The organism is Microbacterium natoriense (assembly GCF_030816295.1).
In the GTDB taxonomy this organism is placed as follows: Bacteria; Actinomycetota; Actinomycetes; order Actinomycetales; family Microbacteriaceae; genus Microbacterium; species Microbacterium natoriense_A.
In genome coordinates this window covers 2,940,187-2,956,433 of record NZ_JAUSXV010000001.1, presented here as the reverse complement: position 1 = coordinate 2,956,433, position 16,247 = coordinate 2,940,187, and the positions used below count along the sequence as shown (strand labels likewise).

General features: G+C 66.1%; 15 protein-coding genes, 1 tRNA gene and 1 pseudogene. 11 read left to right on the top strand and 6 right to left on the bottom strand.

Going from position 1 to position 16,247, the window contains the following annotated elements; translation table 11 throughout:
* Positions 1-76 precede the first annotated feature (76 nt).
* Positions 77-1,831 carry a 2-isopropylmalate synthase gene (gene leuA / locus QFZ53_RS13870; protein WP_307297360.1) on the top strand — a complete coding sequence of 585 codons (1,755 nt, stop codon included), beginning with the start codon at positions 77-79 and terminating at the stop codon, positions 1,829-1,831.
* Positions 1,832-2,041: 210 nt separating this feature from the next.
* Here the strand turns inward: leuA and QFZ53_RS13865 are convergent, their stop codons facing one another.
* Positions 2,042-2,740, bottom strand: coding sequence for a trimeric intracellular cation channel family protein (locus QFZ53_RS13865; protein WP_292909617.1), 699 nt, complete (start codon positions 2,738-2,740; stop codon positions 2,042-2,044).
* Positions 2,741-2,774: 34 nt separating this feature from the next.
* Between QFZ53_RS13865 and recO the strand changes: the two genes are divergently transcribed.
* Both recO and QFZ53_RS13855 read left to right on the top strand, forming a co-directional pair.
* The gene (recO, locus tag QFZ53_RS13860) at positions 2,775-3,503 is read left to right on the top strand and encodes a DNA repair protein RecO (protein WP_292909619.1); all 729 of its coding nucleotides are present in this window, start codon (positions 2,775-2,777) and stop codon (positions 3,501-3,503) included.
* A complete protein-coding gene (locus tag QFZ53_RS13855; RefSeq protein WP_307297357.1) occupies positions 3,500-4,300 on the top strand; it encodes an isoprenyl transferase in 801 nt (266 codons plus the stop codon). Before recO ends, QFZ53_RS13855 begins: the two co-directional genes overlap by 4 nt.
* On the opposite strand, the gene QFZ53_RS13850 is transcribed toward QFZ53_RS13855, so the two are convergent.
* The gene (locus QFZ53_RS13850) at positions 4,291-4,851 is read right to left on the bottom strand and encodes an AAA family ATPase (protein WP_307297355.1); all 561 of its coding nucleotides are present in this window, start codon (positions 4,849-4,851) and stop codon (positions 4,291-4,293) included. The genes QFZ53_RS13855 and QFZ53_RS13850 overlap by 10 nt on opposite strands.
* 52 nt (positions 4,852-4,903) lie before the next feature.
* Here QFZ53_RS13850 and QFZ53_RS13845 point away from each other — a divergent pair, with 52 nt between their 5' ends.
* Positions 4,904-5,578, top strand: coding sequence for a DsbA family oxidoreductase (locus QFZ53_RS13845; RefSeq protein WP_292909625.1), 675 nt, complete (start codon positions 4,904-4,906; stop codon positions 5,576-5,578).
* Positions 5,579-5,600: 22 nt separating this feature from the next.
* Here the strand turns inward: QFZ53_RS13845 and QFZ53_RS13840 are convergent, their stop codons facing one another.
* Both QFZ53_RS13840 and QFZ53_RS13835 read right to left on the bottom strand, forming a co-directional pair.
* The gene (locus tag QFZ53_RS13840) at positions 5,601-6,824 is read right to left on the bottom strand and encodes a metallophosphoesterase family protein (RefSeq protein WP_307297352.1); all 1,224 of its coding nucleotides are present in this window, start codon (positions 6,822-6,824) and stop codon (positions 5,601-5,603) included.
* A gap of 120 nt (positions 6,825-6,944) precedes the next feature.
* On the bottom strand, positions 6,945-7,445 hold the full coding sequence (locus QFZ53_RS13835; protein ID WP_307297350.1) for a glutathione peroxidase: 501 nt from the start codon (positions 7,443-7,445) through the stop codon (positions 6,945-6,947).
* Positions 7,446-7,504: 59 nt separating this feature from the next.
* Here QFZ53_RS13835 and dusB point away from each other — a divergent pair, with 59 nt between their 5' ends.
* From dusB to QFZ53_RS13800, 7 genes and pseudogenes are all read left to right on the top strand, one after another.
* Complete coding sequence (gene dusB / locus QFZ53_RS13830; RefSeq protein WP_307297348.1) at positions 7,505-8,659, top strand: tRNA dihydrouridine synthase DusB; 1,155 nt, start codon at positions 7,505-7,507, stop codon at positions 8,657-8,659.
* A pseudogene (locus tag QFZ53_RS13825) lies at positions 8,649-10,047 on the top strand (deoxyguanosinetriphosphate triphosphohydrolase). The gene dusB and the pseudogene QFZ53_RS13825 overlap by 11 nt, the downstream one beginning before the upstream one ends.
* Positions 10,047-11,903, top strand: a complete 1,857-nt coding sequence (gene dnaG / locus QFZ53_RS13820) for a DNA primase (RefSeq protein ID WP_307297347.1) — start codon at positions 10,047-10,049, stop codon at positions 11,901-11,903. Before QFZ53_RS13825 ends, dnaG begins: the two are co-directional and overlap by 1 nt.
* A gap of 36 nt (positions 11,904-11,939) precedes the next feature.
* Complete coding sequence (locus QFZ53_RS13815) at positions 11,940-12,713, top strand: ATP-binding cassette domain-containing protein (protein ID WP_307297344.1); 774 nt, start codon at positions 11,940-11,942, stop codon at positions 12,711-12,713.
* Between the two features lie 97 nt (positions 12,714-12,810).
* Positions 12,811-12,886: transfer RNA gene (locus QFZ53_RS13810), tRNA-Asn, on the top strand.
* A gap of 202 nt (positions 12,887-13,088) precedes the next feature.
* Positions 13,089-13,319, top strand: a complete 231-nt coding sequence (locus QFZ53_RS13805; RefSeq protein ID WP_307297342.1) for a helix-turn-helix transcriptional regulator — start codon at positions 13,089-13,091, stop codon at positions 13,317-13,319.
* Positions 13,312-14,568 (top strand): tyrosine-type recombinase/integrase, encoded by a 1,257-nt coding sequence (locus tag QFZ53_RS13800; protein ID WP_307297341.1) that lies wholly within the window; start codon positions 13,312-13,314, stop codon positions 14,566-14,568. The genes QFZ53_RS13805 and QFZ53_RS13800 overlap by 8 nt, the downstream gene beginning before the upstream one ends.
* Here the strand turns inward: QFZ53_RS13800 and QFZ53_RS13795 are convergent.
* Together QFZ53_RS13795 and QFZ53_RS13790 are read right to left on the bottom strand one after the other, a co-directional pair.
* Entirely contained in the window at positions 14,542-15,051 is a 510-nt protein-coding gene (locus QFZ53_RS13795) for a hypothetical protein (RefSeq protein WP_307297340.1), read from the bottom strand. The two genes, QFZ53_RS13800 and QFZ53_RS13795, sit on opposite strands and share 27 nt — an antisense overlap.
* Positions 15,052-15,079: 28 nt before the next feature.
* Positions 15,080-16,141, bottom strand: a complete 1,062-nt coding sequence (locus QFZ53_RS13790; protein WP_307297339.1) for an ImmA/IrrE family metallo-endopeptidase — start codon at positions 16,139-16,141, stop codon at positions 15,080-15,082.
* Positions 16,142-16,247 lie beyond the last annotated feature (106 nt).

The window sequence follows — 16,247 nt, the reverse complement described above, 5'->3', positions numbered from 1 at the left end:
TCCTGATAACTAGGGCCTTCCTCGTCGCGGCGCTTGTGTTGGCCCGTTCAATCTGACGAAGAGAAGAAGCCCCATCATGAAGAACAATCAGCGCCCGTCGTCGATGCCGATTCACAAGTACCGGCCCTACCACGAGCAGCTCGCCGTCGAACTCCCCGACCGCACCTGGCCGGACGCCCGCATCACGCAGGCGCCCAGGTGGTGCGCCGTCGATCTCCGTGACGGCAATCAGGCTCTCATCGACCCGATGTCGCCCGAGCGCAAGCGAGTGATGTTCGAGTTGCTCGTCGGCATGGGGTACAAGGAGATCGAGGTCGGCTTCCCCTCGGCGAGCCAGACCGACTTCGATTTCGTCCGTCAGCTCATCGAAGAGAACCTGATCCCGGACGACGTCACGATCCAGGTGCTGACCCAGGCGCGGGAGCACCTGATCGAGCGCACATACGAGTCGATCGCCGGAGCCAAGCAGGCGATCGTGCACCTGTACAACTCCACCAGCGTGCTGCAGCGCGAGGTCGTGTTCCGCACCGACAAGCAGGGAATCGTCGACATCGCACTCGAAGGTGCTCGACTGTGCCGGAAGTTCGAGAAGACGATTCCCGACACGCAGGTGTACTACGAGTACTCACCCGAGAGCTACACCGGCACCGAGCTGAAGTTCGCGGTCGAGGTCTGCAACCAGGTCATCGAGATCTTCGAGCCGACGCCCGACCGCAAGGTCATCATCAACCTGCCCGCAACCGTCGAGATGGCCACGCCCAACGTGTACGCCGATTCGATCGAATGGATGAGCCGCAACCTCGCCCATCGTGAGAACGTCATCCTGTCGCTGCATCCGCACAACGACCGCGGCACCGCGATCGCCGCGGCCGAGCTCGGCTACATGGCCGGAGCGGACCGCATCGAGGGATGCCTGTTCGGCAATGGCGAGCGCACCGGAAACGTCGACCTCGTCGCGCTGGGCATCAACCTGTTCACGCAGGGCATCGACCCGCAGATCGACTTCAGCGACATCGACCAGGTCAAGCGCACGGTCGAGTACTGCAACCAGCTGCCGGTTCCCGAGCGCAGCCCCTGGGCGGGCGACCTGGTGTTCACCGCGTTCAGCGGCTCGCACCAGGACGCGATCAAGAAGGGCTTCGAGGCGATGGCGGCGACGGCCGAGGCCGAGGGCGTCACGGTCGACGAGATCGAGTGGGCGGTGCCGTACCTGCCGATCGACCCGAAGGATCTCGGACGTTCCTACGAGGCCGTCATCCGCGTCAACTCGCAGTCTGGCAAGGGCGGTGTCGCGTACCTGTTGAAGGCAGACCACGCGATCGATCTGCCCCGCAAGCTGCAGATCGAGTTCTCCGGGGTCGTCCAGGCGAAGACGGATGCCGAGGGCGGCGAGCTGACGAGCGAGCAGATCTGGTCGATCTTCTCCGACGAGTACCTGCCGGCCGACGACTCGGCGGCGAAGTGGGGCCGCTTCGAGCTGCTGGCCACGCAGACGCGCAGCGACATGTCGGGCGAGGTGATCCTCGACGTCGTGCTGCGCGACGACGAGCAGCAGCTGACGGTCGCGGGTTCCGGGAACGGACCCGTCGCGGCGTTCGTCGAGGTGCTCCGTGAGCAGGGCTTCGACATCACCGTGTATGACTACGTGGAGCACGCCCTCAGCGCGGGAGGCGACGCGCAGGCGGCCGCCTATGTCGAGCTGCAGGTCGGCGACCAGCGCCTGTGGGGCGTCGGCGTCGACGGAGACATCTCGACCGCCTCGCTCAAGGCGATCGTGTCGGGTGTGAACCGCTCGATCCGCACCCGCGCGCAGGAGCTCGCCGCCGTCTGAGACGTCTCGCTCCCCGTCCGGGGACGACCTTTTCGCTCCCAGGTGGCGCCTCTGGTCGGAATCCACGCAGGATCCCGACCAGAGGCGCCAGTTTCAGTTCGGCGGGTATCGAGGACGCGGCACCTCTGGTCGGATCGGCTGGCGGATTCCGACGGCAGGTGCCATATGAGGGCCGCGGCGTTCGGCCGGCCGCGGCAGGTGACCGAGGGCTCAGTCGGCGGGGGGCTTGATGATGGGGATCATGCCGGTCTCCGCGGCTACACGGCGCCGGTAGAGGCGGCGCTGCTCCGGCAATGAGACGTCGAAGCTCACGGCGAGGATGCGGATCACCGCGGTGACGACGATACCGATGATCGCGGCGAGGGTGACCGACATGCCGAAGCCCTGCACGGCGATCGCGATGAAAGCGCATCCCGCACCCGCGGCGACGGCGTATAGCGAGCCGACGTGCATGATCGCGGTCGGCAGGCCCATCAGCATGTCCCGCAGCACCCCGCCTCCGACTGCGGCACATGCGCCGATGAAGACGGCCGGGACGGGCGGGACGCCGAATGCGATCGCCTTGCTCGTCCCGAAAGCGCCGAACATTCCGATGACGACGGCATCGAGCACGACGATGACCTTGTTGAGTCGGTTGAAGAGTCCGGCCAGCAGCATCCCGAACAGCGCCGCACCCGTGGCCGTCACCAGGTACCAGTCGCTCTTGAGCGAGGCGGGCGGTACCCCGAGCAGGATGTCGCGGATGAGTCCGCCGCCCATGCCGATCATGATGCCGATGATCGCGACACCGAGCCAGTCCAGGCGTCGCTGCCCCTGGAATCCCGAGGCGAACATCGCGCCCTGCACGCCGCCGAGGCCGACGCCGAGGAGATCAGCCCAGAGCGGAACGGTGAAGAGCGGTTCGGTCACCCCTCTATTGTCCCGCACGGAGGATAATCGAGAGGTGCCGACGTACCGAGATGAAGCGGTGATCCTGCGCACTCACAAGCTCGGTGAGGCGGATCGCATCGTCACCATGCTCTCGAGACGACACGGCAAGCTGCGCGCGGTCGCGAAAGGGGTGCGGCGCACCTCGTCGAAGTTCGGCTCGCGCCTCGAACCGTTCATGGTCGCGGACGTGCAGCTGTACCAGGGGCGATCGCTCGACATCGTGCAGCAGGCGGAGTCGCTGGGTTCCTACGGCGCCGAGATCGCCGCGCACTACGATCGGTTCACCGCCGCCAACGCCATGGTCGAGACGGCCGATCGCCTGAGCGATTCCGAGGCGACGCCCGAGCAGTATCTTCTGCTGGTCGGCGGGCTCCGCGCGCTCTCCCGGGGCGAACACGCCGCGCGCAGCATCCTCGACTCCTATCTTCTGCGCGTCATGGCGTTGTCCGGCTGGGCGCCCTCTCTCGGGGACTGCGCCCGGTGCGGTGCACCCGGTCCGCATGCGAACTTCATCGGACAGCTCGGCGGGATGGTGTGCCGGAATGACGCGCCGGCGGGAAGTCCCAAGATCGCAGAACGGACGATCGCATTGCTGCGATCGCTCATGGCGGGGGAGTGGGAGATCATCGACGCGGCTTCTCCGGTCGAGACCTCGGCGGCATCCGGACTCGTCGCCGCCTACGCCCAATGGCACCTCGAGCGCGGCATCCGCTCGCTCGCTCACCTGGAAGGAAACCGGTGACCCCGAAGCCGTACACGCACAAGGATGCCGTCGCATACCGTCCGCTGGACTGGACCGGAGTGCAACCTCCCGCGTTCCCGAAGGTTCCCGAGCACGTGGCGATCGTCATGGACGGGAACGGCCGGTGGGCGAACCGCCGGGGACTGAACCGCATCGAGGGGCACAAGGCGGGCGAGGAGGTCCTGCTCGATGTGGTGGCCGGCGCCATCCAGGCCGGTGTGAAACACCTGTCGGTGTACGCGTTCTCGACGGAGAACTGGGCGCGCTCGCCCGAGGAGGTGCGCTTCCTGATGGGGTACAACCGCGATGTCCTGCACCGTCGGCGCGATCAGCTCAACGAGTGGGGTGTGCGGGTGCGCTGGGCGGGGCGGAAGCCGCGCCTGTGGGGCAGTGTGATCAAGGAGCTGCAGTACGCCGAGCAGCTCACCCGCGGCAACGACGTGCTCACCCTCACGATGTGCGTCAATTACGGAGGCCGCGTCGAGCTCGTCGACGCGATGCGGGCGATCGCGTCGGATGTCGCCGCCGGGCGGGTCAAGCCGAGCGCGATCACCGAGAAGACGATCCGGCGCAACCTGTACGTCCCGGACATGCCCGACGTCGATCTGTTCGTGCGCAGCTCGGGGGAGCAGCGGACCTCGAACTTCCTCCTGTGGGAATCGGCTTACGCCGAGATGGTCTTCCTCGACACGCTGTGGCCGGACTTCTCCCGCGAGGAGCTGTGGCGCGCGATCGGCGTGTACCTCTCGCGAGATCGCCGCTTCGGCGGCGCGGTGGATTCGCCCGATCAGGCCTGAGCCCGCAACCACCGCTCGGTCTCGCGCGGATTCCGCAGCCGCACGATCGTCAGGTGCGGGAAGCGCTCTTCGACGACCGGCATCCGCTCGCTCCATTTGCGCAGCGTCCTCGTCTGCCAGAGCAGGATGTTCTCCTCAGGGTCGCGGCGGAACATGCTGAGAAGGCCGCGCTCGGTGTTGCCGTTCCACAGACGGGTGCGCAGCAGCTGTCGTGACGCGGTCCGGCGGATGAGGCGCGTGCGCACGACCCGATACGGATAATCGAGCCACAGCACCACCTGCGCGCGCGGGGCGAGGATGTCATCCGTCCCCTTGCTCGTGTACTGCCACTCGGTGACCCAGCGATCCTCTCCGGCGAACGTGCGCACGTCGTCGAGGAAACTCGGACGAGGGGTCCAGTCCGGACCGTGGAAGAGTCCGTCGATTTCGATGTGGCGGAGTCCCCATCTGTCCTCGACCCGCCGAGCGAGCGTCGTCTTGCCCGAACCGGTGACGCCGGCGATCAGCACTCTGTCGGGTCGGAACGGCAGGAGATCGGCGGAAGAGAGCATCCGAGAAGCCTAGAACGGAATAGCGCCCGGGCGTATGCGGTTGGATGAGAGTGTGACTGAACCCATCTCGATCGACATCTGGTCCGACATCGCCTGCCCGTGGTGCTACATCGGCAAGCGCAATCTCGAGAAGGGTCTCGACGCGGTGGCCGCTGATGAGGACGCCCCGCAGGTGAACATCACGTTCCACTCGTTCGAGCTGTCGCCCGACACTCCCGTCGACTTCCACGGCGATGAGGTCGACTTCCTCGCAGGTCACAAGGGCATGCCGCGCGCGCAGGTCGAGCAGATGCTCTCACACGTCACCGGTGTCGCGGCGGAGGCCGGTCTCGCGTACCGGTTCGACCTTCTGCAGCACACCAACACCGTGAAGGCGCACGAGCTGCTGCACTTCGCGAAGGCCCAGGGTCTGCAGCACGAGATGGAGGAGCGCCTGATGTCGGCGTACTTCACCGAGGGCCGGCATGTCGGCCGCATCGACGATCTCGTCGATCTCGCGATCGAGGTCGGACTGGATGCCGACGAGACCCGTGAGGCTCTCGAGTCGGCTGCCCACCTGCCCGCCGTCCGTCAGGATCAGGCTCAGGCTCAGGCCTACGGCATCCAGGGCGTGCCGTTCTTCGTGATCGACGGCCAGTACGGCATCTCGGGTGCGCAGCCCCCTGCGGCTTTCGAGAACGTGCTGCGCGACCTCTGGTCGAAGCGCGGCGACTCCGTGGAGGCGTGACCCGCCGCGCTTCGACCGGCCGTCAGACCTTCTGCTGAGCGGGAGCGAGCGGCAAGGGCTCCATGGGCTGATCGTCTGCGGTGAGGTCGATGCCGAGGTCGCGGGCGTAGACGACGCGGGTCGAGATCGACACGGCCTCGCCTGATTCGGTGAGCTCGAACACGCGACCGCCGCGCATCCTGTTGCGTTCGGCCCCTTCGAGTCCGTACGCGCCGAAACCCGTGCCCGGGGCGTAACCGAGTCTGACCCCGTAGTAGTCGCCGACGTAGTCGTTCACATGGTCATGCCCGACGAAGACGCCCTTCACATCGCCGCGTTCGAGGATCGCGTTGAACATCCCGGAGTTGAACGGACCGGGGCACTCGTCTTCGTTTCGCTCTCCGACGATGCCGTGGCGCGCCCTGCCGCGGGCGGCATCCGCCTCCGTGCGGGTGTCGACTCCTCCCCACCACATGAAGCGGTGCTCCCACAGCGCGATGTGGATGAACATGAGACCGGGCACCTTGCGGCCACCACGTCGCTCGAGAGACGTGGACTGATCGCGATACCAGGCGACCTGGTCCATGCGCAGCCAGTCCCACGTGGGGTAGCCTGAGAAGTCCTGGCCGTTGATCGCGTCGGGTGCGTAGCGGCCCGAGTCCATCATCCACAGTGCGAACGCATCGCGGTTCTTCTTCGTCGACGAGGCGACCGGCACGAGGGTGTTGCTCGTGCCCGTCAGACCAGCGGCGTTGTCGGCGTTCAGATTCCAGGCGTACGAGCGGTAGATCTGGAGCATGCCCGCTTCGTCTACGCCCGACCCGGGCAGGGAATCCTCGTCATGGTTGCCGTAGGTGACGGCCCACGGGATGCCGCGCGACTCCATGGGCCACACGACGTTGTTGATCGCCTGCTTCACCGCGAGCCGGGTCTCGCAGCCACTCGAGATCACGTCTCCGTTGATCACGACGAAATCGGGCTTCTCCTGGTCGAGGATCTTCTCGATGAGCTCGACCGTGCGTCGATCGGTCTGCTCGTCATCCTGAGTGTCGTTGAACTGCACCACCTTGAACGTCCCGTCGGCGCGGAATCGCAGCTTCGGGGCGTTAGGCCGCGGCTTCCCTGCGCCTGAGCCGGCGGCTGCGGCAGGAGCGGGTGGTGGCGCCGGATCGGCGTGCGCGGCACTCACCGGCAGGGCGGCGCCCAGGGCGCCCAGCGCTCCGGCAGTGAGGACGGCGCGTCGGCTCATCGGCATTCGATCGGGCATTCCTGGTCTCCTTCGTCGTGCGGCGGGATTCGCCGCGGCGAGACTAGGGAGTGCAGGTGGCGACGATCTGACCTCCAGGTGAACACGCGTTCACCTGGAGGGGCGTCAGAGCGCCCGCAATCAGCCGACGCTGGAGAGCGCCGCCTCGATGGCTCCGACGATGGCGGGGTCGTCCGGCGTCTGCTTCGGTCGGAAGCGCTGCACCGATCCGTCGGGGGAGACGAGGAACTTCTCGAAGTTCCACTCGACCCGCCCGGCTTTGCCGCCGGCATCCGGAGTCTCCTTGAGCGCCTTGTACAGTTCGGCGGCGCTCCGGCCGTTCACCTTCACCTTGTCGTTGATCGGGAACGTGACGCCGTAGGTGACCGAGCAGAACTCGAGGATGTCGTCGACCGAACCCGGTTCCTGTCCGAAGAACTGGTTGCACGGGAAGCCGACCACGCTGAAGCCCTTATCACCGTAGCGGCGCTGCAGTTCTTCGAGCTGTTCGTATTGGGGGGTGAGGCCGCATTTCGAGGCCACGTTCACGACGAGGACGACGTCGGCGCCGAGATCGTCGAGCGTTTTCTCCGCTCCCTGGGCGTCGACGAAGGGGATGCTGCGCACTGCGGAATCGGTCATATCCACAGCTTAGGTCGATGGGGCGCCATGGGCTCCGCGTCTGGGAGAATGGAAGGGTCATGACTGTCGCCACCGCTCCCGCCCGCCCGCTCCGCATCGGACCGATCGACCTCGACGTGCCCGTCGTGCTCGCGCCGATGGCCGGCATCACGAACACCGCGTTCCGTCGCCTCTGCCGCGAGTACGGAGCGGGCCTGTATGTGAGCGAGATGATCACCTCGCGCGCACTGGTCGAGCGCAATGAGAGCACGATGCGCCTGATCCGACACCACGAGTCCGAGACACCGCGTTCGATCCAGCTCTACGGCGTCGACCCGAAGACGATCGCCGACGCGGTCCGCATCATCGTGGCCGAGGATCATGCCGACCACATCGACCTGAATTTCGGATGCCCGGTGCCCAAGGTCACCCGTCGTGGCGGGGGAGCGGCCCTGCCCTGGAAGAACCGTCTTTTCGCCGATATCGTCACGCAGGCCGTCAAGGCGGCGGGAGACATCCCGCTCACTGTGAAGATGCGCAAGGGCATCGATCACGACCACCTGACCTTCATCGAGGCGGGCCGCGCCGCCGAAGACGCGGGGGCGGCGGCAGTCGCCCTGCATGCACGGACCGCCGGCGAGTACTACTCGGGTCACGCGGACTGGAACGCCATCGGAGAGCTCAAGCAGGCCGTCACCAGCATCCCCGTTCTCGGGAACGGCGACATCTGGTCTGCGGAGGATGCCGTGCGGATGATGGAACAGACCGACTGCGACGGCGTCGTCGTCGGGCGCGGCTGCCTGGGCCGCCCGTGGCTGTTCGGCGACCTCGCCGCGGCATTCGGCGCAGAGACGACGCCGGTCGACGCGACCCTCGGGTTCGTCGCCGACGCCTTCCGCCGTCACGCCGAACTCCTCGTCGAGTTCTTCGATGACGAGGATCACGGATGCCGCGACGTGCGCAAGCACGTCGCCTGGTACTTCAAGGGCTACCCGGTCGGCGGCGACATCCGCACGGGACTCGCGATGGCATCCAGCCTCCAGCACATCGACGATCTGCTGGGCCAGCTCGATCGCGGTGCGCCTTACCCCGGGGCGGATGCCGAGGGGCAGCGCGGTCGCGCGGGCCGACCGAAGCGCACCTCTCTGCCCGACAAGTGGCTCGAGTCCCGGGAGATCGGCGAGTCGACGTCGGAGATGATGCGCGGAGCGGAGATCGAGAACAGTGGCGGCTGATCTGCAGGCAGGCTCAGCCGCCCAGCGGACCGACGGCTACGACCCGCGCGACGCCGAGCGCTACTTCGCCGAGACGCACCGATCCGAGCGAGATGACTTCGCGCGCGATCGCGCGCGCGTGCTCCACTCGGCGGCCTTGCGTCGTCTGGCCGCCAAGACGCAGGTGCTGAGCCCCGCCCAGCACCGCCGACTTCGCGCGCAACCGGCTCACGCACTCCCTCGAGGTCGCCCAGGTCGGTCGCGAGCTCGCCACCGCACTCGGCGTCTCGGCCGATGTGGTCGACACCGCGTGCCTCAGCCACGACCTCGGCCATCCGCCGTTCGGCCACAACGGAGAGCGGGCGCTCAACGAATGGGCGGAGGACATCGGCGGCTTCGAAGGCAACGCACAGTCGCTGCGCATCCTCACCCGGCTCGAGGCGAAGGTGCTCGACGATGACGACCGCTCCGTCGGTCTGAACCTCACGCGCGCGAGCCTCGACGCCACCTGCAAGTACCCGTGGACTGCCGACAGCCCGGTTCCCGACCCCGGCGGCCGCCTCAAGTTCGGCGTCTATCCCGATGACGAGCCGGTGTTCCGCTGGATGCGCGAGGGGGCGCCGGGGCGGCTTCGCTGCATCGAGGCCGAGATCATGGATCTCTCCGACGACATCGGCTATTCGGTGCACGACTTCGAAGACGCGATCGTGAACGGCTACGTCGACGTCGCGCAGCTGTCGGACGCGCGTGAGCACGAGGCGTTGATCGACCGCATCCAGCAGTGGGTGGGCTACGACTTCACCCGCGACGAGCTCGCCGATTCGCTGTACCGTCTCGCCGGGCTGCCGATGTGGTTGAACTCCTTCAACCGCTCCCGGCAGGACCTCGCCCGGCTGAAGAACCTCACCAGCGACTTCATCGGCCGGTTCGCCCGCGCGTCCGTGTCCGCCACGCGGGAGGCGTACGCGGGGCCTGCGCTCGTGCGTTACAACGCGCACGTCGTCGTGCCGCGCGTCGTCGAGACCGAGATCGCGGTGCTCAAGGGCATCATGGGCCAGGCGATCGTCACGATCGACGCTCGCAAGGGCGTCTACAAGGAGCAGCGACGCGTGCTCAAGCGGCTGGCTGACTCCCTGTGGTCGACCGATGCCCTGTGGTCGGCTGGCGCCGACGTGCTCGAACCCGCGTTCGCGGCGGACTTCGTGGCGGCGGCGAACGATGCCGAACGCGCAAGGGTCGTGGTCGACCAGATCGCGAGCCTCACGGACCAGAGCGCGATCGACTGGCACAACCGCCTGGTCGGGGAGATCGACCCCGCCGAGGTAGGCATCTGGAGCCCACGGCACGCGCGCCCGGGGGCTCGCCCTGCGACACCGGCCGAGCGCCGCTCCGTCGCCGAGGTGCGCTGATGCCCCGCATCCGTCAGGCCGATGTCGACGAGGTGAAGGCGCGCACGAACATCGCCGACATCGTCGGAGAGCGCGTCGCGCTGAAATCTGCCGGCGTCGGATCGCTCAAGGGTCTGTGCCCCTTCCACGACGAGAAGAGCCCGAGCTTCCACGTGCGGCCGCAGGTCGGCTACTATCACTGCTTCGGCTGCGGGGAGTCGGGCGACGTCTACTCCTTCCTGCGCGAGATCGACCATGTCAGCTTCACCGAGGCCGTCGAGCGGCTGGCCGGACGTATCGGCTACTCGCTGCACTACGAAGACGGCGGGGCGGCGCCCGAGACGAGCGGACGGGCCCGGCTCTACGCCGCGAACACCGCAGCGGCCGAGTTCTTCCGTGCGCAGCTGCTGTCTCCCGATGCCGAAGCCGGCAGGCGGTTCCTCGGCGAACGGGGGTTCGATGCGGGAGCGGCGGCGCACTTCGGCGTCGGCTTCGCCCCTCGTGGCTGGGACGGGATGCTGAAGGCGCTCACCGCCCAGGGATTCACGAGAGACGAGCTCAGCACCGCCGGTCTCGTCTCGACCGGCCAGCGCGGCGTGTACGACCGCTTCCGCGGACGCCTGGTGTGGCCCATCCGCGACGTGTCGGGGCAGACCATCGGATTCGGAGCCCGCCGTCTGTTCGACGACGACAAGGGCCCGAAGTACCTGAACACCCCGGAGACGCCCATCTACAAGAAGGCGCAGGTGCTGTACGGGCTCGACCTGGCCAAGAAAGACATCGCGCGCGGAGATCCGCGACGCGTGGTCGTCGTCGAGGGTTACACCGACGTGATGGCCTGCCACCTCGCGGGTCTCACGACGGCGATCGCGACCTGCGGGACCGCCTTCGGCACCGATCACATCAAGGTGCTGCGCCGGGTGATGGGCGACGACAACGCCTCGGGCGAGGTGGTGTTCACCTTCGACGGCGACGAAGCGGGGCAGAAGGCCGCTCTGCGCGCATTCACCGAGGACGACCGCTTCAAGGCGCAGACCTTCGTGGCTGTGGCTCCCGACGGACTCGACCCGTGCGATCTGCGCCTGCAACGGGGGGATGCCGCGGTGCGCACCCTCATGGATGCCAAAGTGCCGATGTTCGAGTTCGCGATCGACCGCAGACTGGGGGGTTTCGATCTCTCGACGGTCGAGGGACGCGTCGGCGCGCTGCGTGCGGCGGCTCCCATCGTCGCCGAGATCAAGGATCCGCTGCTGCGTCCCGGCTACGAGCGCGTCCTCGCTCGCCGCCTCGGCATGGACCCGACCGAGGTCCGCAGCGAGGTGCGACGCTCGGGCCGCACCGCTCCTCCCGATGCTCCCCGCCACGAGCAGCCACACGGCGATGGGCCCTCAGACGGGCCGGCACTCGCGCCCGTGACGCTCGCGAGCCTGCCCCGATCGGCGGAGGTCGCGCTGGAACGCGACGCGCTGATGGGGGCGCTGCAGTACGGGCACCAGATCGATCAGGGGCTGTTGGGCAGGGCGTTGAGCTCGGCATTTCGCACGCCGGGTCTCGACGCCGTGCGCGAAGCGGTCGCATCCGCCCCCGACCGCACCAGGGCGGGGTGGGTGACCGAGGCGGTCAACGCCGTGCGTGAGCCCTATCGCTCCCTCGGCGGCGAGCTGCTGATGACGCCGTTCCCGGCGCGTGACGAGGCCGGTGCGGTGGCATCGGCGACAGATCTGTGTCGGCGTCTCATCGTGCGCAGCCTCGACGATGAGAAGAACGAGCTGCTGGGGGCGGTGCAGCGCGTGCCCGCCGACTCCGACGGAGGCCGCGCACTGCGCATGCGCCTGCGCGATCTCGACGTCGAGCGTCAGCGCTTCGCCGAGTCGTAACGGGTTCCGCCGCCGCGCGCAGGGCAGGATGGAACCATGTCCCGCCGGCACGACCCCACGCACGCGATCGACTGCTCGGATCTGGTGATCGACCGTGCAGGCCACGGATCGCCGACCCGGGCCGTCGACGGCGTCACCTTCTCGCTCTCACCTGGCGGACTGATCTGCGTCGCCGGCCCCACGGGGTCGGGAAAGTCGTCGCTGGTGCTGGCCCTGGCCGGTTCCACGGATCCGTCCGTGCGCATCGTGGGCGGCAGCGCACACGTGTGCGGTGTGAACGTGAGGCGTCCTGGGCGCAAGCATCGGGTCCTGACCTACCGCACCGGATTCGTGCCACAGGGCGCCGGTGCGGATCTGCCGCCTCGGCTCACGGTTCAGGAGGTCATCGCCGAACCGATCCTCGCGCGGGAACGACGGGTGAACACCAAAGCCCTGTCGATCCGTGTGGCTACTCTGCTCGACGAACTGCATCTTCCACTCGGGACGGCCGCGAAGTTCCCATATGAGCTCAGTGCCGGCATGAGGCAGCGTGTGGCGATCGCTCGGTCGTTCGTGCTCGAGCCGCGTGTTCTGATCGCCGACGAGATCCTCGCGAACCTCGACCTCGAGGTGCGTCCGGTGGTCTTCGACGCGATCACCCGTCGACGCAAGGAGCTGGGAATGGGGGCGCTTCTCGTGACGAACGATGCCGACTTCATCCGCGAGCTGAACGCCGAGACGCTCATGCTCAGAGGTGGCCACGTCGTCGCTCGGGGTGTCGGCAAGGACCTGCTCTGGGCGCCGAACGCCGAGGCGGATTCGCAGCCATGACGTCCCCGTGGCTCGACACGCCCGAGGCGTGGCCCGTGTCACGACCACGCGAAAGTATTTGCTAGGATTGACGAGTTGCCCGCGCAGCGGAGCACATTCCTCGGTAGCTCAATTGGCAGAGCAGCCGGCTGTTAACCGGCAGGTTCTTGGTTCGAGTCCAAGCCGGGGAGCCAATAGAAGGCGTCACGTCCCAGTTTTTCTAGGGATGGGGCGCCTTCTCCTATGTATGCCGACGACGGTACGCACGGTGGTACTCACCAAAAACTCACTAGAAATCGCCTACCAGGGACTTCTGGTGGCGCTTCACGGCAACGACTACGCGATGAGTCGCGACGATCCGCGCAGAACCCGGCTCGCACCGGGTATGTGACCGTCATGAGCAAGAAAAACGCCTCAACCAAGTCAGGATCCGAAGCTCTCGCCAACGTGGCGCTCCCGGCGCTGCTGACGAAGGAGCAGGTCGCCGAGTACTTCGGAGTGTCGCCGCGGACGGTCGAATCGTGGCGCTACACGAACACTGGACCGACACCCATCAAGATCGGCGAGCACCTCCGATGGACCGCGGATTCGATCCGGGACTACATCGCAGGGCAGAGCGTTGCCTAGGCCGAGAAAGAAGCCGGGTGAGCTCGGCAAGGTCTCCACCAATGAGATCGGCGGCGCCTATCGGAGCAGGGGCCGAGTTCGCGACGGTGCCGGCGACCTTCACGTTCTCGAGGCATGGTGCAACACTGCTGAGGAAGCCGAGGACGCGATCCAGATCAAGGCGAACCAAGTGTGGGGCGGCATGTTCGTGCCGCTGACGGTCGTGTCCACGACCGAACAGCTCGCATCGCTCTGGCTTGCCGACGTCGACATGAGGGCAGAAGACGCGATCGAGCAGTCCAGTAGGGAGGCGTATCACAACCGCGTCAAGAACAACGTGCTTCCCTACATCGGCGCCGTACCGATCGGATCGCTCAACGCTGGCTTCATCCACAACCTTCTGCAGCGCCTTGCACGCGAGCGGTCGTACAGCTTCGCCTCCGTGACCCGAAAGACGCTGTCGGGGATGCTCATGTTTGCCGCTCTCAACGGCGTGATCCCAACGAGTCCGATGAACGACGTTCCCAAGCTGCGGAACAACACCCGGAAGCGCAGCATTCAACTGGAGGAAGACCAGCTTCTGCTCATCATCGCGTTGATCCGAGAGTGGGAGGGGAAGAACCCGGGGCGGCGAGGTGGAAGCAGACCCAACGTCCGCGCCATGGAGGACTTCCTGCTCATCACCCTGGGCACTTCGTTGCGGCCTGGCGAGGTGCTCGGTCTGACCCTCGACGACGTACACCTGCTGTCGAAGCCGGCGAAAGTCTCGTTGTCGGGCAACGTCAACCGGACGAAGAAGTTCAAGAACATCCGGAAGGACCACCCCAAGGGCAGAGGGCAGGAGCGCACGATGACCGTTCCTGACTACGCGGACGCAGTGCTCCGACGGCTGGTCGCGTGCTATGAACCGAATCCCGATCAGCTTCTCTTGCCGACGAAGAACGGCACCCCGATGTCCGTCAACTACATCGACCGCCTCTTCCGTGAGTTTCGCAATCAGCATCGTGAACTGCTTGGGCGCGTGGGCATCGATGTCGACCTCCTGACGCCGTACGCCCTGCGGAAGACCGTGGCATCCGTCGACAACCAGGCAGCTGGCGCCGAATTAGCCGCGAAGGTCCTCGGACACGCAGACCCGCGGATCACCAAGAAGCACTACATTCACGAGCTGAGCGAAGTGGATCCCGAGGCCGCTGCAATCCTCGACCGAGCGTTCTCGCGGCTCGGTGGACGGAGCGATCTGTCAGCTGATGATCCAGGCGGCCACTGAGCTCTCGCCTCGGCCACAAGGAGGATGTCCGCGATCTGCATCGACGAGCGTCTGATAGGCCGCGAGGAAGTCCTCGCTGGTGAGATGTCCTGTTGCGACTCCCAGCTTCAGGATGTGCCAGGTGCTATACACAGGAATCCCGCGCAATGCGGCCTGGCGCTGCGCATCTCGATCGTCTGTGACGAAAGCAGCCCTGAGCTGCCGGCTGATGATGATCGCGATCGTTTCAGACTCTCCGAGATGCGCCGTGTCTCGATCTCCTGGCTGACGCATCTGATCCTGCAACACGATGATGTCGACGTGTTCCGCCGGCGTTGCGTAGATCGGTTCGCCGAAGATGCTGCGCGCTATAGCCATCTTCTCAAGTCCGGGTTTCGTTGCTCCGGTCGAGCACTCGGAAGCGACTGTTGCGCACCATGCGCCATTCCCGTTCACGAGAGTCTCGAGCAGCGCCATCTGGTCGATCAGGGCGAAGTTGCTCACAACAGTCGTGTCGGGGAAGAAGAGCGTCCTAGTCAACGCTCAATCCGAATGCTGCCGCGAGGTCATCCAAGCTTGGGTCCAGCACCTCGGGGGCGTACGTCTCGATGATCCATTCGGGCTCGACTCCTCGCATCCATGCCAAGTAGCCCGGCCCGAGTCGTCCCTCCTCCACACCGATCTCGTGAGCCTCCTGCAGGACGAGCGGGAAACGCCTTCTACTGGCAGCCTCCATTCGCATCGTGATCTCGTCACCGAACTCCGAAGACCATCCGCGTGCACGTCGAAGAGCTCGTTGAGTGTTCTGCGCAAGAACATGCGACGCGTCGGCATAGGAGATACGGAGTGCATCAAGACGGATTCGGAGCGCGCTGGTGGAGACTCCTGTCTGCCACAAGAAGTCGGCGATCGCCTCCTGTGAGGCCGCGGACCAGTCGATCGACCTCAACAGCTCCTCGGGGAGGAGGAGGTTCGCAGCGAATGCGTTCGCTTCGGCTTCGCTGCGGAGGCCGAAGACATGGGCTAACTCATGGGCGAGGTCCCAGTTCTCGCGAAACCAGCTGCCTGTTGCTGGTATCGCGATGAACTTTCTACCGTTTGCCGTGCCCGAGTACGCGGTTCCGAGGCCGTTCACCCTGATGACATCGATCTGGAGGCGCTCTTCGATGCGATCTGCGAACGGACGTACGAAACCAGGCCCCAACGCGCCGCGAATGGCTTCGACATCATGTCCGTCGGACGCGCTCTCGCGTGCAGGCAACGAAGCCTGTGCATACGCGACACAGATCTCCTCCAGCACGATCTTGTCGTCGGCGAACGTAGGCACACTGCGATCTGACGTGCTGTGATCGTAGTTGTGGCGGGCGTTCACTATCACTTGGTGAGGACTCACTTCTCCGGTGATCAGTTCGTGAATGTCTGCCTGTAGCTCGTCTGCGATCCTGACCAACTCGATGCTTGCGAAGCCTCGCTTCCCGCTGAGTGCACGCGAAAGCGCATCAGGCGCCATTCCGACGCGTTCCGCAAACTCCTTGCGTGTCGCTGCGGGCGTGAGGGCGTCGATGCGCGCTGCAATACGCTGCCCCATATCCATGGCATCACCTTACGGCCAAGAGTTGGGAAAATCCCAACGTTACGCCATTTTCTTGAACATGGGGCGAGCAGCTTTGCCGCGCAGTTGCGGAACGGGATACAGAAGC